The 18,909-nt window shown below is 63.6% G+C and carries 14 protein-coding genes; 5 read left to right on the forward strand and 9 right to left on the reverse strand.

Translation table 11 applies throughout. The annotated features are described in order from the left end of the window. Positions 1–11 precede the first annotated feature (11 nt). Together R2N16_RS06925 and R2N16_RS06930 are read left to right on the forward strand one after the other, a co-directional pair. Positions 12–317: a hypothetical protein gene (locus R2N16_RS06925; protein WP_316664896.1), complete on the forward strand. Its 306-nt coding sequence runs from the start codon at positions 12–14 to the stop codon at positions 315–317. A gap of 11 nt (positions 318–328) precedes the next feature. Next, on the forward strand, positions 329–2,068 hold the full coding sequence (locus R2N16_RS06930) for a DUF2334 domain-containing protein (protein WP_316664897.1): 1,740 nt from the start codon (positions 329–331) through the stop codon (positions 2,066–2,068). Between the two features lie 247 nt (positions 2,069–2,315). On the opposite strand, the gene R2N16_RS06935 is transcribed toward R2N16_RS06930, so the two are convergent. Genes R2N16_RS06935 through R2N16_RS06970 form a run of 8 tightly spaced genes read right to left on the reverse strand, consistent with a single transcriptional unit; the run spans position 2,316 to position 13,751 of the window. Beyond that, positions 2,316–3,494: an acetate/propionate family kinase gene (locus R2N16_RS06935; protein WP_316664898.1), complete on the reverse strand. Its 1,179-nt coding sequence runs from the start codon at positions 3,492–3,494 to the stop codon at positions 2,316–2,318. Further along, positions 3,491–4,936, reverse strand: coding sequence for a bifunctional enoyl-CoA hydratase/phosphate acetyltransferase (locus tag R2N16_RS06940; protein ID WP_316664899.1), 1,446 nt, complete (start codon positions 4,934–4,936; stop codon positions 3,491–3,493). The genes R2N16_RS06935 and R2N16_RS06940 overlap by 4 nt, the downstream gene beginning before the upstream one ends. Positions 4,937–4,945: 9 nt before the next feature. Further along, positions 4,946–5,452 (reverse strand): hypothetical protein, encoded by a 507-nt coding sequence (locus R2N16_RS06945; protein WP_316664900.1) that lies wholly within the window; start codon positions 5,450–5,452, stop codon positions 4,946–4,948. Between the two features lie 9 nt (positions 5,453–5,461). Then, on the reverse strand, positions 5,462–6,613 hold the full coding sequence (locus R2N16_RS06950; protein ID WP_316664901.1) for an ABC transporter permease: 1,152 nt from the start codon (positions 6,611–6,613) through the stop codon (positions 5,462–5,464). A gap of 12 nt (positions 6,614–6,625) precedes the next feature. Continuing rightward, a complete protein-coding gene (rbbA, locus tag R2N16_RS06955) occupies positions 6,626–9,442 on the reverse strand; it encodes a ribosome-associated ATPase/putative transporter RbbA (protein ID WP_316664902.1) in 2,817 nt (938 codons plus the stop codon). Continuing rightward, positions 9,406–10,479 (reverse strand): HlyD family secretion protein, encoded by a 1,074-nt coding sequence (locus tag R2N16_RS06960; RefSeq protein WP_316664903.1) that lies wholly within the window; start codon positions 10,477–10,479, stop codon positions 9,406–9,408. Before R2N16_RS06960 ends, rbbA begins: the two co-directional genes overlap by 37 nt. Beyond that, complete coding sequence (locus R2N16_RS06965; protein WP_428984097.1) at positions 10,476–12,002, reverse strand: efflux transporter outer membrane subunit; 1,527 nt, start codon at positions 12,000–12,002, stop codon at positions 10,476–10,478. The genes R2N16_RS06960 and R2N16_RS06965 overlap by 4 nt, the downstream gene beginning before the upstream one ends. After that, positions 12,003–13,751 (reverse strand): PHA/PHB synthase family protein, encoded by a 1,749-nt coding sequence (locus tag R2N16_RS06970; RefSeq protein WP_316664904.1) that lies wholly within the window; start codon positions 13,749–13,751, stop codon positions 12,003–12,005. A gap of 688 nt (positions 13,752–14,439) precedes the next feature. Between R2N16_RS06970 and R2N16_RS06975 the strand changes: the two genes are divergently transcribed. Beyond that, positions 14,440–14,625: a hypothetical protein gene (locus tag R2N16_RS06975; RefSeq protein ID WP_316664905.1), complete on the forward strand. Its 186-nt coding sequence runs from the start codon at positions 14,440–14,442 to the stop codon at positions 14,623–14,625. 14 nt (positions 14,626–14,639) lie between these two features. Further along, positions 14,640–16,037 (forward strand): ATP-dependent RNA helicase DbpA, encoded by a 1,398-nt coding sequence (gene dbpA, locus R2N16_RS06980; RefSeq protein WP_316664906.1) that lies wholly within the window; start codon positions 14,640–14,642, stop codon positions 16,035–16,037. A 15-nt stretch (positions 16,038–16,052) separates the two neighbouring features. On the opposite strand, the gene chrA is transcribed toward dbpA, so the two are convergent. Beyond that, positions 16,053–17,288 (reverse strand): chromate efflux transporter, encoded by a 1,236-nt coding sequence (chrA, locus tag R2N16_RS06985; protein ID WP_316664907.1) that lies wholly within the window; start codon positions 17,286–17,288, stop codon positions 16,053–16,055. A 221-nt stretch (positions 17,289–17,509) separates the two neighbouring features. On the opposite strand from chrA, the gene R2N16_RS06990 reads away from it, so the two are divergent. Then, a complete protein-coding gene (locus R2N16_RS06990) occupies positions 17,510–18,892 on the forward strand; it encodes an ethanolamine ammonia-lyase subunit EutB (RefSeq protein WP_316664908.1) in 1,383 nt (460 codons plus the stop codon). Positions 18,893–18,909: the final 17 nt, after the last annotated feature.

Here is an 18,909-nt window from a genome sequence, read left to right on the forward strand (position 1 = left end):
GGGGAAAGATCATGGCATCCAAACATTACGCGCCAGCGTGGGCATGGACAGCCTTGCTGGCCGCCGTTGTCGGGCTTGTAGGGACGACAGGGGCGGCGGGGCCAACGGGCGCGGCCACCAATACCAACACGAACCCATCACCGCATATGCAGAACGGCAAGGTGGTTCCACCGCCGCGTCCTAGTGTGCCGACGGTGATCGTGCCCGGCATGCCGCGTTCACTCATGCGTGAAGCGGAGCACGGCCATAGCACGGGTGGGACGATCGTCTCTCCGAGTTCGGTGCATCGTCAGAACGGCAATGTCTGGGTCGACTAAGGGGCGCGATCATGAAAAAAGTCATCTTGGCGTGTTTGCTCGCGCTCAGTCTCCTCATCGTGTATCGGCCGATCACGATGCCAACGGCGCAGGCCGCAACCACCTTGAAGGTACTCGTGCTGTATGACGCACCGGCAAACGACCCGTACAGCAATCTGGGCTTTGCCTACGCAATCATGCTGCGCAACTTGCTCGGGCATTGGAACACCACGGTCAGTCTGGTACCGATCCAGAACTACACCGCAGGCTCGGTGCAGGCCAACCAGGCTACGTTCTATCTGGGCGACTACTACAACAACACGATTCCTCCGGCGTTCCTCAAGGACGTCATGTCGACCACCTCCACCGTGGTCTGGTTCAAGTACAACCTGTGGGAGCTGGCTTGGGACACGGTTGACTACACCAATCCCACGTTCACCCAGAAATTCGGCATAGCCTTCAACGAGGTGTACGGCTTCAACGGCAATGTCTATCCGTCGTCCAGCAACCCGAATCCCGGTTTCTTCGATACCGTGACTTACAAGGGCATGTCGATGTTGAAGTACTACAACTTCAACGCAACGACGGGCGTCGTCAGCGCCGACCCGGACATCGGCATCACGCAAGTCACGGATGCAACGAAGGCGAAGGTCCTGGTCAACATCACGGACAGCCAGACCGGGGCCGTAGCGCCCTACGTGGTCCGCTCCGGCAACTTCTGGTATTTCGCCGATCAGCCGTTTTCGTACATCGGCCCACGTGATCGCTACCTGGCGTTCTGCGATCTGCTACACGACATTTTGGGTGACAGCCCGTCAACGGTGTACACACACCGAGCCATGGTGCGCTTCGAAGACATGAACGCTTACACCAGCACCAGTTCGATGAAGAAGCTGACGGATTATCTCTATAACAAGCACATCCCGTTTTCGATGGCGACCATTCCCGTGTACACGGACCCGAACGGGTATTACAACAACGGTGTGCCAGAGACCATCACGCTGGCCAACGCAACCGGGTTGAAATCGGCGCTCAACTACGCGCTCAAGCGCGGGGGCAGGGTGATGATGCATGGCTACACACATCAATACGAAAACATTCCCAACATCGACAACGCAGTGAGCGGTAATGATTTCGAGTTCTGGTATGCGACGGCCAATACTCCGACCGACGACGACTCGCTCCAATGGGCTGGAGGGCGCCTGGATGCGGGCTTGCAACAGTTCACCAGCAACGGCTATACGCCATTCGCATGGGAAGCCCCGCACTACGAATCGTCGCCGCTTTCGATCGCTGCAGTACCACCGCGCTTCAACTCAACGTACCAGCGCGTGGTGTACTTCGCCTGCACCAACAACACCACAAGCAGCGTCACCAACACCAATACCATCTGCAGCAACAGTGACCTGTACACCCTCAACTCAACGGCCAACAACCATGCATTCGCGGTCGGGCAGTTCTTTCCGTACGTAATCAATTCCGACTATTACGGCCAACGCATCATTCCGGAGAATTTGGGCAACATCGAATACAACATCTGCAGCATCGATCCGTTCTCGTGCCTCACCTACACGTGGCAAGACCTTTACCTGAACGCGCAATACGCGTGGGTGGTGCGAGACGGCTTTGCCTCGTTCTTCTTCCATCCGTTCTGGCTGGATTCCGATATGGCGGGAACGGCCGCTTCCAACGCATTCCAGGACTTCCAGAATTTGGTGAGTGGCATCTCTCGCTTGGGGTACCAATGGGCGGACGCGAGCACGCTCAAATAGGTGGTCTTAGATGAAACGGGAAGGCGGCGGGCAACCACACCGTCGCCTCGTGCTCGTGGGTGGGATCAAAAAGCGGCGAATTTCGACCCATGTTTGCGTTGGAGCGGTCATCCCAAGTACGACTTTAGAAAAAATCCCTAACATCTATATCTCGCATAATTTGTGTTATGTTAAATATAAAGATTGTCTCCAAACAGCGCTTCGGCCGGCACGGCCATCCAGCACTTTCGACAAGAAAACCTATCCGCTATAGATTGCATTGAATTGCATGCCGTGCTGCCACCCACTCCTCGTTTGTCGGCTCTACCGCCACGCGAATCCGGCTGGCTGAACTGGAAATGATCGCTGCATGCGCTTTGTTGGCCTCGCCATCCAGGTCGGCACCCAAATAGTCAAGTGCGCCCACAACGCGTTCGCGCAGTACGGCGTTGTGTTCGCCAATACCCGCCGTGAAGACCAAACAATCCAGGCCACCGAGCACCGCCACCAGGGCGCCGATTTCGCGCACGATGCGGCGCACGTAGAGCGCCAGCGCTGCCTGCGCACGCGGGTTATCGGCCTCGTGCGAAATCAACTCGCGCGGGTCGGAAGACAGCCCTGACACGCCAAGCAGACCCGATTCGTGATACAGCACGTGCCCGACTTGTGCGGGGGAAAGATGCTCCGTCTCCATCATGTAGAGCACCGCACCCGGATCAAGCGAGCCACATCGCGTCCCCATCATCAGGCCATCAAGCGCGGAAAATCCCATCGTTGTGGCCACGCTCTTCAGCCCGTGCATTGCGCACAGGCTGGCGCCGCTGCCCAGGTGCGCAACGATGGTGCGCCCCAGGGCCAGATCGCCATGTCGTTCTGGCAAAGCGATCGACATGTACTCGTACGACAACCCATGAAAGCCATAACGCCGCAGACCGCGCTCCCATGCCGTGTAGGGCAACGGCAGCATCGTCTCGACCTGAGGCAGCGTGCGGTGGAACGCGGTATCGAAGCATGCGACTTGCGGCACTTCAGGCAAATCCGACAGAAGCGCCTCAATGGCCTCCAGTGCAAACGGTTGATGCAGCGGCGCCAGCGGAATGTAGCTGCGCAGGTCGGAAAGCACCTGCGCATTCACACGTACTGGCGCAAAGTACTTGGAGCCGCCATGCACGACCCGATGCGCCACGGCCATCAGCCGGCGGCCGTCCAGCCTTTGCTCGACACGCTGGCGAATGTGCATGAGCGCAGCGTGATACGGCTTCGCACCATCAAGTTCTAGCGCCCGTGGCGGCATACCGGCCTCTGTCACCGTGGGGTGGTCAGTGCCGATCCCCTCCACTTTCCCGCTCCACACGGGTGTACGCGGCAATGGAGGCTCGGTGGCATCGAACAACGCAAACTTGATGCTCGACGACCCGCAGTTCAGTACGGCGATGTAATCGTTCATGGGGGAAAGTTGCGGTAGCGGTGGGCCAGCAACGTGGCAATAGCGCACGACGCGATGCGCGATTCGCGCGAGTCGGCGCGGCTGGTCAAAACAATCGGCACGCGGGCGCCGAGCACAATGCCCGCGCTGGCAGCCCCACCCAGGTACTCCAACTGCTTGGCGAGCATGTTGCCGCTTTCCAGATCGGGCACCACCAGCACATCGGCCTGACCTGCCACTTCCGAAACAATGCCTTTGATGCGCGCGGCGGCGGCAGATACCGCGTTATCGAAAGCCAGTGGCCCGTCTAGCACACCACCCTCAATCTGGCCGCGGTCTGCCATCTTGCACAGCGCGGCGGCATCGAGCGTGGCGGGCATGCGTGGGTTCACGGTCTCGATCGCCGCAAGGATCGCCACCCGAGGCCGTTCCACGCCAATCGCATGGGCCAGATCGATGGCGTTGCGGATGATGTCCGCCTTTTGTTCCAGGGTCGGTGCGATATTGATGGCCGCATCCGTCACGATAAACGGGCGCGGATACGCTGGCGACTGCATCAGGAAGCAATGGCTGATCCGACGTTTGGTACGCAGCCCTCCATCCGCGCGCACCACCGCCGCCATCAACTCGTCGGTATGCAGGCTGCCCTTCATGAGCGCTTCTGCCCTGCCCTGCGTTACAAGCTCCACTGCGCGGGTGGCAGCGGCGCTGCTGTGCGGCACGTCTTCGATCTCTATGCCGCTGAGGTCAAGACCGGCCTCGGTGGCGACGCGCATCAGCTTGGCACGCGGCGCGACGAGGCAAGGCACGATGAGGCCCTCAGCGTACGCGTCCATCACAGCGGACAGGCTCAGCGCATCGCATGGGTGGACGACGGCCATGCGGATCGCGCCAAGAGGCCGTAGATGATCGAGCAGCCGGTGGATACCGTCACCGCCGGTGGTGATACGCACATCCGGCAGCGTGGTACGCGGACGCTCGATCCGCTCGGTGGGCGCGATGACCTCGGCTTCCCCCGTGATGGCGACCGTGCCGCTGTCGTTTGTGCACGTGCATGCCAGCTTGAGCCGCTTGGTTTCCTCCTCCTTGCTGACCACCGTCACGCGGATGGTCAAGGTGTCGCCAACACGCACCGGAGCGAGGAATCGCAGCGTCTGTCCCAGGTAGATCGTGCCTGGCCCCGGCAAACGGGTCCCAAGCAAAGCAGAAATCAGCGCGCCGCCCAGCATGCCGTGGGCAATCACGCCATGAAAGCGCGTGGATGCCGCGAACTCCGGGTCAAGATGCTGCGGGTTGACGTCCCCCGACAGCACGGCAAAGAGCTGGATATCTTCCGCTGTCAGCGTACGCAGGATGGCGGCCGTGTCGCCAATGGCAATCTCGTCAAAGGTGCGGTTGCGCACCACGCTCAGATCGCTGGCCGGCAGCAACGCCGGCGGTGCAGGTAGATGATCGAGGCCCATACGTGTTCGTCAGGAAGCGTTGTGGGGTTGACCGTTGCCCTTACCGGGCGCTGGCACGGGGTTTGGCCGTACGGTTGCGGAGCGGATGAATGCATCGTGCGGCGCGCCCAACGCCGACAGCATGCCCTGCAGCGCCGTGTGGATCGGCATCGCGTTGCCGGCCGTGCTCAACGCCCGTACGGAAGCCTGCTGCCATTCCAGCATGATGCGCTGGTAATCCGCCGCCAAGCCCGATTGGTTCGAGATGGCCGTCTGCAACACACCCTGCAGCACATGCACGGCGCGCTGGCTGGTCTGCCAGAATGCGTTGGGCAGCAGTGCTGCAAACGCGTTCCAGTCCTCCACGCTTCGCAGATCGGCCAACGCAGACTCCGTACGGGCAACGTCTTCGGCCAGCAGATCGGCGCCCAGCTCATACCAGCGCTGACGCGTTGCCTTGAGCAGACCCAATGTTTGCAGTCCGAATGCAACCTGCGCCTTTTGGAGCGCGAGAGGAAGGTTGGCGTGTGTCTCCATGTTGGCTCCTTATGCCATCTGGCTGATGGTTTGGCGAAAGCGCGTCAATGATGCGATAAACAGCACGGCGCCGATTACACAGATGGCCAGACACTGCGGCCACACGACCCCCAGGCCCGCGCCCCGATAGAGAATGGCTTGCGACGCCGAGACAAAATGCGTGGTCGGCGCGGCGAGCATGATGTCCTGCACCACACCGGGCATGCTCTCGCGCGGGGTGGTACCGCCCGAGAGCAACTGCAGCGGTAGCAGCACCAGAACCAACAGCATGCCGAACTGCGGCATGGACCGCGCCACTGTCGCAAGAAAGATCCCCATGGAGGTCGTGGCAAACAGATGCAGCATGGCCACCAGCATGAACAGCAGGATCGAGCCTTCGATCGGTACGTGCAATGCGCCCTGCACCACGCACACCAGTGCCACCAGCGCGGCCAGCACCACCACGAGCCCCATCGACCAGACCTTGGACATCATGATCTCGAACGGCGTGACAGGCATCACCAGCAGGTGCTCGATCGTGCCGTGCTCGCGTTCACGGATCAGTGCGGCGCCGGTCAGGATGATCGAGAGCATGGTCACGTTGTTGATGATTTCCATCAACGAGCCGAACCACGTCTGTTCCAGGTTGGGGTTGAAGCGCGCGCGCAATACCAGGTCGACCGGCGTGGCGGGCGCGGCGCGGTGGCGCTGCAGGAACGCGTTCACCTCGCCCGAGACGATCTGCTGGATGTAGCCGTTGCCGGTAAAAGCCTGGCTCATGCGCGTGGCGTCGATGTTGAGCTGGATTGACGGTGTGCGCCCAGCCAGCACGTCACGCTGGAAGTTGGGCGGGATGTCGAGCACAAATGTGTAGCGGCCGCTGTCCATGCCGGGGTCGACCTCGGTGAGCGTAATGACCGCCGGCGAGCGGAAATGCGGTGGATAGAAGCTGGAGACAATGCGCGCCGACAGCTGCGAGCTGTCTTCATCGACGATGGCGATCGAGGCGTTGTGCAGGCTCTCCGGCATGGCGGTGGCCGCCACGTAGATCGATAGCGTGAAGGTGTAGGCGATCAGCACCAGCATCATCGGGTCGCGCGCCAAGCTTCGCAACTCCTTGATACCAAGGCGGAAGATGTTGCTCAGGCGGGCCGAGCGGCGATCTGTCGGAAGGCCGGGCATGGTGTGGCTCTCCTACCGATCCTGCTTGCGCAGCATCAGCAACGTGGCACCCAGGATGCACGGCACCGCTGCCAGGAGCGGCCAGAATGCGCTGCCCAGGGCGCCCACATCCAGCGCCTTGCTGAACACGCCCCGGCTGATGGTCAGGAAATGCGTGGCCGGATACATGCGTCCGATCACGGCCCCCGCCCCTTCCAGCGACGAGACTGGATTAAACAGCCCTGCAAATTGCACGCACGGAATGATTGTGCCGATCATGGTGACGAACATGGCCGCGATCTGGCTTTGCGTGAAGGTGGACGCAAACAGCCCAAAACCCGTCGAACACGTCACGAAGATCAGCGCCCCCAACGCGAGCGTCGCAAAGCTGCCCTTGATCGGCACACTGAACACCGTCACCGCCAGCAGCGCCAGCAGGAGGAAGTTCAGCATGGCCAGCACGATGTACGGCGCTTGCTTGCCCAGCACGAATTCCGCACGGGTGACCGGCGTCACGTAGAAGTTGATGATGGACCCCAGCTCCTTTTCCCGCACGACCGACAATGCCGCCAGCATGGCGGGAATCATCATGAGCAGCATTGGAATCACGGCGGGCACCATGGCGGGCAGGCTTTTCACGTCGGGGTTGTAGCGATAGCGCGTTTCGATGGTGCTGGGCGTCGCAAGCCGCACCCCCAGCCGGTGCACGGCCGCATCCGCCAGCCAGAGTTGGTGGATGGCCTGCACATAACCACGCACGGTTTCCGCGCGGGTGGGCATGGCACCGTCCACCCAGGCGCCGATCTGCACGGCCGTGCCGCGTTCCACGTCGCGTGCAAAGCCTGGCGGGATCTCAATCGCCAGCGACAACTCGCCGTTGCGCATGCGGCGGTCCAACTCAGCGTAGTCGCGAATCGGGGGTTTTTCGATGAAATAACGCGAGCCCGCCAGATTGAGCGCGTAGTCGCGCGAGAGCATGGTCTGGTCGCGGTCGAGCACGGCGTAGGTCAGGTTCTCCACATCCAGGCTGATTCCGTATCCGATGATGAACATCAGGATGGCCGTGCCCAGCAGAGCCAGCGTGGCGCGCACGCGGTCGCGGCGCAGTTCCAGCGCCTCACGCTGCGAATAGCTCAATGCACGCGCAAGACTGAAGCGGCGGCGGGCGGATATGCCGGTAGGCGCGTTGGCTTGCGCTGGGCGCACCGGCAGCGGCGCGGCAACCTCGTCGGCACCCGCAGCTGCTTCGGCCGCCTCCCGCAGATAGGCAATGAACGCCTGCTCCAGCGTGTGTGTGCCGCGAGCGCGCACCAGCCCCGCGGGCGAATCGCTCACCAGCACGCGCCCGGCATGCATGAGCGAGATGCGGTCGCATCGTTCCGCCTCGTTCATGAAGTGCGTGGAGATGAAGATGGTCACGCGATCCCGCCGGGCGAGGTCGATCATCAGGCGCCAGAACATGTCGCGCGCGACTGGGTCCACGCCGGAGGTCGGCTCGTCCAGGATCAGCAGCTCGGGCTTGTGCACCATCGCCACGGCGAGCGACAAGCGCTGCCGCATGCCCAGCGGCAAACTTTGGGGCAGGCTGTCAGACACCTCCTGGAGCCCAAAGCGGGTCAGCATCTCAGCCGCACGCGACTGCACCTCGGGTTCGGGCACCTGGAACAGGCGTGCATGCAGCACGAGGTTCTGGCGCACGGTCAGTTCGCCATACAGCGAGAACGCCTGCGACATGTAGCCCACGCGCCGGCGTGTGTCGATGTCTTTCGGGTCGACCGGATGGCCGAACAACCACGCCTGACCTTCGCTGGTGGGCAGCAGGCCGGTGAGCATCTTCATGGTGGTTGATTTGCCGCAGCCGTTGGAGCCGAGAAAGCCGAAGATTTCTCCCCGACGGATACGGAAGTCCACGTGATCGACCGCCACAAAATCGCCGAAACGCATGGTCAGGCCGTTCGCTTGCACGGCCACATCGTCTTCCGCGCCGGCCATTAGAGGTGGCACCACCACGGGCCGATGCCCCTGCCGGCGCGTCGCCGGCAGCAGCGCAATGAAAGCGGCCTCAAGCGAATCGGTACCCGCGCGGCCGCGCAGCCCGGCCGGCGTGCCGGTAGCGAGCACCTTCCCCCCGTCGATGGCGATCAGCCAGTCAAAGCGTTCGGCCTCCTCCATGTAGGCGGTGGCCACGATCACGCTCATGCCCGGGCGCGCGGCGCAAATACTGGCAATCAAATCCCAGAACTGCCTGCGCGAGAGCGGGTCGACACCCGTGGTCGGTTCATCCAGGATCAACAGATCCGGGTCGTGGATCAGCGCGCAGCACAACGCCAGCTTCTGTTTCATGCCGCCCGACAGCTTGCCCGCAGGCCGGGAGAGAAACGCCCGCAGACCGGTGCTGGCCGTGAGGGCATCAATGCGGCGACGGCGCTCCGCTGCATCGTGGCCGAACAGGCGCCCGAAGAATTGCAGGTTTTCCTCGATCGACAGCGTGGGGTACAGGTTGCGCCCCAACCCTTGCGGCATGTATGCGATGCGTGGGCCGACCGTGGCGCGCGCACGGCGGTCGGCCATGTCGCTGCCCAGCACATGCACGGCACCGTCCTGCAGGGCCCGCGCGCCGGCCACCAACGACAGCAGACTGGACTTGCCCACGCCGTCAGGACCGATCAGCCCCACCATGCAGCCGGCAGGCATGTCGAGCGTGAGGTCATCCAGCGCCAGCGTCTTGCGGTAGCGCAGACTCACGCCGGCAAGGCTGACCACCGGCGGCACCAGACGCGGGTCATGCAAGGTGGATGGGTCGGCAAACCGGGTCACTGCGGCACCTTGATCGCCAGGTTGGCCGGCCATTCGGCCTGCGCGTCGAGCTTGAGCCACGCCATGCCGGGCAGGCCCGTCTTCACCAGCTTCAGGTGCTTGCGCAGCAGATCGCGATCGATCTGCGCCTTGACGCGGAACATCAGCTTCTGGCGCTCGCTGGCCGTCTCCACGGTCTTAGGGGTGAATTGCGCGGTGCTGGCCACAAACGACACGCGCGCCGGAATCACATATTGCGGCGCCGCGTCGAGCACGATCCGCACCTCGCTGCCCATGGCGATGCGGCCAGCGTCCGCCTCCGGCACGAAGAAGGTCATGTAGACGTCGGACAGATCCACCAGGTTGAGCAGCCGCCCGCCGCCGGCCAGTACCTCCCCGGGCTGGGCAATGCGGTATTGCACACGGGCGTCGCGCGGGGCCGCCAAGGCGCTGTCATCGATATCGGCCTTGATGCGCAGTACGGTGGCGTCTGCCGCCTTGACGGTGGCGCCGGCACCCGCCACCTGTGTACGGGCTGCCGATACCGCCGCCTGCGCCGCCTCGGCTTGCGCGCGCGCCGCCACCAGCGCGGCCTTGGCGCCGCGCACGCGGGCGCGGTCGTCATCCAGCTCCTGCATCGACGATGCGCCTTCGTGCGACAGCGTTTCGGAACGCGCTAGCCGGCGCTGCGCGGCATCCAGGTCGCTCTCGCGCAGGGCGATCTGCGCCAGAGCAGCCTGCCGATCCGCCTCACGTACGGCCACCTGGGCCTGTGCACTCGCCACCGCAGAGACGGATTGCTGCTGGCGTGCCTGGGCCTCGTCGCGCTGCGCTTCCAGGGCCTGAATCTGCATGTGCGCAAGCGGCTGGCCGGCCGTTACGAAGTCGCCCTCGTCCACCAGGATGTCCTGCACGCGGCCGGGAAGCTTGGTGGCCACATCGATTTCGGTTGCCTCGATGCGGCCATTGCCGCTTGCAAAGCCCTTGCCGGGACCGTCTTGCCGCAAGGCCTTCCACGCAAAAGCCCCACCGGCCACCACCAGGGCAGCCGCCAGCAAGGCAATCCATCGTTGTTGGGGAGTCGTGATCATGGTGTTGTTCGGCCCGATGTTCCGCCCGATACGCGCGGGGGCGGCGTCAGGCTCAGATGGGGTTGCGGATCGGATGCGGATTCGACGGCCTGCGCGCCGCCGCCCAACGCCGCATACAAACCAACGCGGCTAGAGAGAAGCGCGCGGCGCACCTGCACCAGTTGCTGCTGCGCGGCCAGCAGATCGCGCTGGGCGTCGAGCACCTCCAGGAACGTCGACGCTCCGGCGTCGAAGCGCAGTTGCGACAACCGAGCACGTTCGGTCTGCGCTGCCAGTGCGGCCTGAGCGATGCCCAGCTGTTCGGCCAGCCACTTGCGTGCGGAGAGCGCGTCGGACACGTCGCGAAAAGCGCTCTGCACGGTCTTCTCGTAGCCGGCGACGGCAAGGTCTCGGCGGGCTTCTGCCAGGTCGAGGTTGCTGCGCAGCTTGCCGCCCTCAAACAGCGGGAGGCTGATGCTCGGCGCAAAAACCCAGGCGCGCGTGCCGGGTGCAAACAGATTGCCCAGTTCCGGGCCGATCGTGCCGTAAGCGCCGGTCAGCGCCACGCGGGGGAAGAACGCCGCACGTGCCGCGCCAATGCTGGCGTGCGCGGCACGCAGCCGGTGCTCTGCGGCAGCAATGTCCGGGCGCTGCGTCAGCAGATCGGAAGGCAGGCCTGCGCGCAGCTCGGCCAGCATGCGGTGCTCGTCAAGCGGCTCGGCTACCCGTGGCAGGTCGATGGGCTTACCGACGAGCAACGCCAGGCCGTGCGCCTGTGCGTCGCGTGCCTGCTGCAATTGCGTCAGCAGTGCCTGCGCCTGGGTCAGCAGCGTCTCGACCTGTGTTTGAGTCAATCGTGAAGTCGCCCCCACCGCCACACGGCGCGAGAAGATGCGCAGTGTCTCGGTGCGGCTGTCCACGGTCTGCTGTGCCAGCACGATGCGCTCGTCCAGTTCACGCAGCACCAGGTAGCTGTCAGCCGCCTGCGCGATCAGCCCAAGCGCCACCGCACGGCGCGCGGCGTCGGAAGCCACGTAGCTTTCCAGCGCGGCGTCGTTGAGGTTGCGCACACGCCCCCAAAAGTCGATCTCCCAACTGGAGACACCGGCACCCACCTGGTACTGACTTACACGCATCGGCATGCCGAAGGGGCTCAGATCTGCCGGAATGCTCAGCCGGTTGATGCCGGCCTGTGCATTGAGATGTGGAAATGTCTCCGCCCGCTGGATGCCAAACGCAGCACGCGCTTCTTCCACACGCAGCACGGCAGTGCGGAGGTCGCGGTTGTTCTCCAGCGCCTGCGCAATCAACGCCTGCAGGCGCTTGTCGGTAAAGTACGCCCGCCAGCCGGTGGCGGAGGCTGACAGGCCATCGCGGCCATCGTCGCCGTCGTAGTGCTGGGCCACGGGCAGCGCGGGTGCCTCGTAAGGCGGCGCCATCGAGATGCAACCCGACAGCGCCAGCGCAGTGGCGGTGGCTGCCATGGCGGCCATACGCGCGCCGGCGTACCCGCCACACGCCCGGAGTTGCTTCAGCACACCCATCTATGCCTCCAGCACGTAGGTGCCGGGCGCATCGGCCAGTGGCGGCAGTCCGGGGGGCCCCATCTTCGGCGGTTCAACCAGTGTCGAGCCCGATGCATGCGCAACCAGCCATGCATGCCATGACGGCCACCACGAACCATCGGTGGTGGGTGCCGATGCCAGCCAGTCATCGGGCGCCGCCGATGTCTCGCCAACGTGGCGTGTCTGCATCTGAAACCGCCGATGCGAGTTGGCCGGCGGGCTGACGATGCCTGCGTTATGGCCGCCGCTTGTCAACACGAACGTCAGCTCCGCCTCGGTCAGGTGATGCAGCTTGTAGACCGAGCGCCATGGCGCCACGTGGTCGGTCAACGTGCCCACCACGAAGATGGGCAGGTCGATATCGTTCAAGGCCACCGGCTTGCCGTTGACGGGGTAGCGGCCCTCACTCAGGTCGTCGTTCAGGAACAGGTGCCGCAGGTACTGGCTGTGCATGCGCGCGGGCATGCGCGTGGCATCGGCGTTCCAGGCCATCAGATCGTTCATGGGTGCACGATCGCCCAGCAGGTATTCCCCCACCACGCGCGACCACAGCAAGTCGTACGACCGAAGCATCTGGAAGGCTCCGGCCATCTGGCTGGCGCGCAAATAGCCGGTCTGCTCCATCTGCGCTTCAAGCAGACTGACCTGCGCCTCGTCGATGAACAGGCCCAGCTCGCCCGGCTCGCAGAAGTCTGTCTGCGCGGCAAAGAGCGTCATGGACGCCAGCCGTGCATCGCCATCGCGCGCCATGGCAGCAGCGGCAATGGCCAGCAACGTACCTCCGAGGCAGTAACCGGTAGCGTGTACGCGCTGGCCCGGCACGATGGCATTGACGGCATCGAGCGCGGCGAAAACACCGAGCTTGAGGTAGTCATCCATGTCGAGGTCGCGATCCGCCTCGTCCGGGTTCTTCCAGGAGATGCAGAACACGGTATGGCCCTGCTCTACCAGATAGCGGATCAGCGAGTTCTGCGGCGACAGATCCAGGATGTAGTACTTCATGATCCATGCCGGCACGATCAGGATGGGCTCGGCTTGAACCTTGCGCGTGGCCGGCGTGTACTGGATCAGCTCGATCAGGCGGTTGCGCAGGACCACCTTGCCGGGTGTTATGGCCACGTCACGGCCCACCATGAAGCGTTCGGTACCGGCAGCCGGCGCGCCGCTCATGGAGCGCTCCAGATCGTCAAGCGCATTGAGCGCGCCGCGCACGAGATTGCTGCCGTGCTGCTCGAAGGTCTGCCGCAGGACAATCGGGTTGGTTGCCAGTTGGTTGCCTGGCGACATCATGTCGAGCCATTGACGTGCAGCGAAGGCAACCACGTCCTCATGATGCTTGGCGACACCCCAAACGCCGTGCGTGGCCGCCTCCCACCACTGCTCGGTCAACAGGAAGGCTTGGTGCAGCACGTTGAACGGCCACAGGCGCCACTCCTCGGCCGAGAAACGACGGTCGTGGGCCGGCGGCTGGACGCAAAGACACACCTCCTGGGGGCCGGACGCCATGCAGCTGCGGATGTAACGCTCGAGTTGTTCGGCCTGCGTCAGCGCCAAGCGGCACAGATCCAGCCACTTGCCGGGCGAAACGGCCAAGTGCAGTGCCCAATCGAGCAACGCCAGTTCCATTGATGCAAGCGACAGCGAATTCGATGCGCGGGCAAGGGCGGCGTGAAACGGCAAATCAATCTGCTCTGCTGTCGGCGAAGACGGCACGGCGGCGGTGCGCATGGTCGGGGCGTCAAACGATTGCGAATGTGCAACCCATTAGATGCCAGCGGCCAGGGCATGGACTTGATACATCTCAAACCGAGACAAGAGTGCGGACTCTAGGCGGTTTCACAGAACCGACACCATCGGCTGCTCCCAAAAGGAATGCGGTGACCGGGCGGCGCGTCACGGACCTATAGGGGTGTGTTAGAGTCCGGCGGGGAAACCGTGGCGGCCTGCAACATCGGATACCTCTCCATCGCACCCAACGGTGCACCCACAAATCTGTTGCAACAACAGAATGCATGGGGCGCTCGGCGTGGACCCTGCCCGGTATGCGACATCGCGCATGAGGCTATCCCCTCGAGACGAGACGTAATCACCACCTGTTCGCCCCAAACCGAGTGTTTGCATGGTAAAAACGGCGCGAGCGTCTCATCGATCGATTCGCGCTGGCCTTGACTGACATGCCCCACACGCGTTCTTTTGGTTCACGGCTTGAGCGTCTCTGCTGGCCTGACCCGGCAAAATACGTCAGTTTCCGAATAAACAAGGGCAGCGCAATCCCCTACGAATGGCGCAGCAAGGCCATTTCCGGCTGAGGTATTGCATTGAGATCGACAGCGGCGCACTGCGCCCGATCAAGGGCGTGGCCCTGGACCACCTGCCTCGTCATCGAGGCGCAACAAAGAATCCATCAGAGAAAATCGTGTTCACTTGCATAAACCAGAGCTGCGGCACGCAGTGGGAACTGTCCGACGTTGTCATCAAGGATGAGGGCCAAGGGCCGCTGTTCCGCTGTGCGCTATGCGGCGCGCGCAACTATGTCGAACGCTTCGAGGCTGACGACGGCACCGTCGTCTACGAACAACTCGAAGGCAAGCCGAACAAGTGACTCAGCGCAACAACATGACCATCGAACCGACCAGCATGCCATTCAGCACCCTAGCGCTCGCCCCCGCCGTGCTCGCGAATCTTGCACAGCTCGGCTACACCGACATGACGCCGATCCAGGCTGCGAGCCTGCCTATCGCACTTGCGGGCCATGATCTGATCGCGCAGGCAAAAACGGGCAGCGGAAAGACCGCAGCGTTTGCGCTCGCCCTGCTCGCACAGCTCGATGCGCGCAGCTTCGACGTGCAGGCGATGGTGCTCTGCCCCACGCGCGAACTTGCCGACCAGGTCGCGCAGGAAATCCGCCGGCTGGCGCGCGCCGAAGAAAACGTGAAGGTGCTGACGCTCTGCGGCGGCACGCCGATGCGTCCGCAGGCGGCAAGCCTTGAGCACGGCGCGCATGTCATCGTCGGCACGCCGGGGCGCATCATGGACCATCTGGAGCGCGGCAATCTCGCGCTCGGTGCACTGAAGACGCTCGTACTCGACGAAGCCGACCGCATGCTCGACATGGGCTTCTTCGACGACATTGCGACGGTCGTGCGCCAGTGCCCGCCCGACCGGCAGACGCTGCTGTTCTCGGCGACGTACCCGGAAGGCATTGCGAAGCTGAGCCAGCGGATTCTGCGCAATCCAAAGGAAGTGAAGCTCGAAGAGCGCCACGACGACAGCAAGATCCGCCAGCGCTTCTACGAGGTGCCCGACAACAAGCGTCTGCATGCGGTCGGGCTGCTGCTCAAGCACTACCGGCCGGTCAGCACGCTCGCGTTCTGCAACACGAAGCAGCAATGCCGCGACCTGCTCGATGTGCTGCGCGCACAGGGAATCCACGCCCTCGCGCTGCATGGCGAACTCGAGCAGCGCGAGCGCGATCAGGTCTTGATCCAGTTCGCGAACCGCAGTTGCTCGGTGCTCGTCGCGACCGACGTTGCCGCGCGCGGGCTCGACATCGCACAGCTCGAAGCGGTGATCAACGTTGACGTGACGCCCGACCCCGAAGTGCACGTCCATCGGATTGGCCGCACGGGCCGCGCCGACGAGAACGGCTGGGCGCTGAGCCTCGCGAGCATGGACGAGATGGGGCGAGTCGGCAACATCGAGCAGGCGCTGGGCCGCGAGGTCGAATGGCATCCGCTCGACGAGCTTGATACCGGCAACGACGCACCGCTGCTGCCGCCCATGGAAACGCTGCAGATTCTCGGCGGACGCAAGGAGAAGATCCGCCCCGGCGATGTGCTCGGCGCGTTGACCGGCGATGCAGGCTTTCGCGGCGACCAGATCGGCAAGATCAACGTGACCGAATTCTCGACCTACGTCGCGGTCGAGCGCGGCGTCGCACGCGACGCGCTGCGCAAGCTCAACGCCGGCACGGTGAAAGGCAAGAAGGTCAGGGTTCGGCTGATGGACGAATGACGCCCCTGCCCTGATTCAAACCAGCACGGCGGCAACCATTCCCGCTGCCGCACAGAACGCCACCACAACCAGGGGTGGCGTTTTCCATCGCGTCAGCAGCAGGAACGCAATCGCAGCGACAGCAAAATCGCGCCATGACCGCACGGCGCTTGTCCAGACCGGCGTGTAAAGCGCAAACGCCAGCAACCCAACCACTGCCGCATTCACGCCAGCCAGCAACGCTGCCATGGAAGGCCGCGCGCGCAATGCCTGCCAGTAAGGCAGCGCCGCGATGACCAGCAGCAAGCCCGGTAGAAAAATGCCCACCGTTGCAAGCGCGGCGCCGGCCCAGTGATTGATCCCCGGGCCCATCGTCCAGCCGAGGAAAGCGGCGAAGGTGAATAGCGGCCCCGGCACGGCTTGCGCGGCACCATAGCCCGCCAGAAAATCGTTCGACGCGACCCAACCGGTCGCGACCGTCTGCTGTTCCAGCAACGGAAGCACGACGTGCCCGCCCCCGAAAACCAGCGCGCCCGAACGATAGAATGCGTCGAACACGCTCGCGGGCCTCCATGGATGGAGATCCGTCACAACCGGAAGCCCGAACAGCAGCGCGCAGAAGAGCACCAGGCTGACGATGCTGGCCACGTGAGACACGCGGAATGCGGCGCCGTGCCCTGCCCTCGGACCTCCGCCAGCCGGCCAGGATGATCGGCACAACGCCAGCCCCAGCAGGGCACCGAGCACAATCACGACGAGTTGCGCGTACACGGTCGTCAACGCGCTGAGCACGGCGACGCTGATCAACGCAATGGCTGCGCGCTGCCAGTCAGGACAAAGCTTGCGCGCCATGTCCCACACGGCCTGCGCCACCACTGCAACCGCAACCAGCTTCAAACCGTGGATCAAGCCACTGCCAAGCGGGCCGCCCAGGCCCGGCGCGACCATCGCAAAGGCCAGCAGCAGCGCAACCGAAGGCAGCGTAAAGCCACACCATGCCGCCAACCCACCGCGCCATCCGGCCCGAAGCAGACCGACGGAAAATCCGACCTGGCTGCTGGCAGGCCCCGGCAGAAACTGACACAGCCCAACGAGGTCGGTGAATGTTGCATCGTCCAGCCAGCGGCGGCGCTCCACAAATTCACGTCGGAAATAGCCGATATGTGCGACCGGCCCACCGAAGCTGGTCAGGCCCAGCTTGAGAAAGACCGCCAACACTTCCATGGCAGAGCCCGCCTGACGTATGCGGGACGGTGTGGCGGAGGCGGTCATTGGCAATGAGATATCGACGTTTGAGAGATTCGTATTAGAACATTGCCTCTGTGGCATCAAAACGGCCGTCCCTGATAGGGCCGAAATCTCACGATGGCACTGAAGATTGATTGGCCCCGTCTGCGAAGACACCATCGCAGCGGACGATCGGCGTCGATGGCGGCTAAAGTGGCACGATAGGCATCGCGGTCACCTCGCTGGCTTCCCACGCGTATCCCATCATGCACTTTGCTTACACCATTGGCGCACAGCGCCATGTATTCAACGATCTAAAAACGCTATTGGCCAAGGCCAGCCCCGCGCGATCGGGGGACTACCTGGCCGGCCTGGCCGCCGCCAGCGAAGCCGAACGCATGGCCGCGCGCATGGCGCTGGCGGATGTGCCGCTGTCAGTGTTCCTCAACGAAGCGCTGGTGCCGTATGAAGAGGATGAGATCACGCGCCTGATTCTCGATCGGCACGACGCCCAGGCCTTCGGGCCGATCGCCTCGCTCACCGTGGGCGAATTCCGCAACTGGCTGCTTCTGCATGAGACCGACAGCCAGACACTGGCAAGCGTCGCGCCCGGCATCACGCCCGAAATGGCGGCTGCGGTCAGCAAGCTGATGCGCAATCAGGATCTGATTGCCGTGGCCCGCAAGTGCCGCGTGGTCACACGCTTTCGCAACACCATCGGCTTGCCGGGCCGGTTGTCGGTCCGGTTGCAGCCCAACCATCCGACGGACGACCCCAAAGGCATTGCCGCGTCGATCATCGATGGCCTGCTTTACGGCTGCGGCGATGCGACCATCGGCGTCAACCCTGCCGGCGACAACCTCGGCGCCATCGTTTCCCTGCTGCAATTGATCGATGAGCTGCGCAATCGCTACGCCATTCCCACGCAGTCGTGCGTGCTGACCCACGTGACCAACACCGTGCGCGCCATCGACCAGGGCGCGCCGGTGGACTTGGTGTTCCAGTCCGTGGCGGGCAGCGAACAGGCCAATGCGGGATTCGGCATCAGCCTCGCCTTGCTGGACGAGGCGCATGATGCTGCGCAGAGCCTGGCGCGCGGTACGGTCGGCAACAACGTGATGTATTTCGAGACCGGCCAGGGCAGCGCGTTGTCGGCCAATGCGCATCACGGCGTCGATCAGCAAACCATGGAAGCACGTGCCTATGCGGTGGCGCGGGCGTTTTCGCCATTGCTGGTCAATACGGTGGTCGGTTTCATCGGCCCGGAGTACCTCTACGACGGCAAGCAGATCATCCGCGCCGGGTTGGAAGACCACTTCTGCGGCAAGCTGCTGGGCCTGCCAATGGGCTGCGACGTCTGCTACACCAACCACGCCGAAGCGGATCAGGACGACATGGATACCCTGCTCACGCTGTTTGGCGTGGCGGGCATCCATTTCATCATGGGCGTGCCGGGCGCCGACGACATCATGCTGAACTACCAGAGCACGTCGTTTCATGACGCGCTCTATCTGCGCGACACGCTCGGCCTGCGGCCTGCACCCGAGTTCGAGGCGTGGTTGCAGAGCATGGGCATTGTCGACCCCGCTGGCCGCCTGCAAGACCCCACGGCGCGGCAACCGTTGCTACAGCTGGCGCAGGCGCTATAAGCGCCGTCAGAAACCCG

Source organism: Ralstonia psammae, from assembly GCF_958405935.1.
Classification (GTDB): Bacteria; Pseudomonadota; Gammaproteobacteria; order Burkholderiales; family Burkholderiaceae; genus Ralstonia; species Ralstonia psammae.

Bases quoted from the DNA above. Each gene is read 5' to 3' on its own strand.
- chrA (WP_316664907.1), bottom strand. From the start codon at position 17,288: ATGACCGCCTCCGCCACACCGTCCCGCATACGTCAGGCGGGCTCTGCC.
- R2N16_RS06965 (WP_428984097.1), bottom strand. From the start codon at position 12,002: ATGGGTGTGCTGAAGCAACTCCGGGCGTGTGGCGGGTACGCCGGCGCG.
- R2N16_RS06940 (WP_316664899.1), bottom strand. From the start codon at position 4,936: ATGGGCCTCGATCATCTACCTGCACCGCCGGCGTTGCTGCCGGCCAGC.
- R2N16_RS06970 (WP_316664904.1), bottom strand. From the start codon at position 13,751: ATGCGCACCGCCGCCGTGCCGTCTTCGCCGACAGCAGAGCAGATTGAT.
- R2N16_RS06935 (WP_316664898.1), bottom strand. From the start codon at position 3,494: ATGAACGATTACATCGCCGTACTGAACTGCGGGTCGTCGAGCATCAAG.
- R2N16_RS06990 (WP_316664908.1), top strand. From the start codon at position 17,510: ATGCACTTTGCTTACACCATTGGCGCACAGCGCCATGTATTCAACGAT.
- R2N16_RS06950 (WP_316664901.1), bottom strand. From the start codon at position 6,613: ATGCCCGGCCTTCCGACAGATCGCCGCTCGGCCCGCCTGAGCAACATC.
- R2N16_RS06930 (WP_316664897.1), top strand. From the start codon at position 329: ATGAAAAAAGTCATCTTGGCGTGTTTGCTCGCGCTCAGTCTCCTCATC.
- rbbA (WP_316664902.1), bottom strand. From the start codon at position 9,442: ATGGCCGGCCAACCTGGCGATCAAGGTGCCGCAGTGACCCGGTTTGCC.
- R2N16_RS06925 (WP_316664896.1), top strand. From the start codon at position 12: ATGGCATCCAAACATTACGCGCCAGCGTGGGCATGGACAGCCTTGCTG.
- dbpA (WP_316664906.1), top strand. From the start codon at position 14,640: ATGACCATCGAACCGACCAGCATGCCATTCAGCACCCTAGCGCTCGCC.
- R2N16_RS06960 (WP_316664903.1), bottom strand. From the start codon at position 10,479: ATGATCACGACTCCCCAACAACGATGGATTGCCTTGCTGGCGGCTGCC.
- R2N16_RS06945 (WP_316664900.1), bottom strand. From the start codon at position 5,452: ATGGAGACACACGCCAACCTTCCTCTCGCGCTCCAAAAGGCGCAGGTT.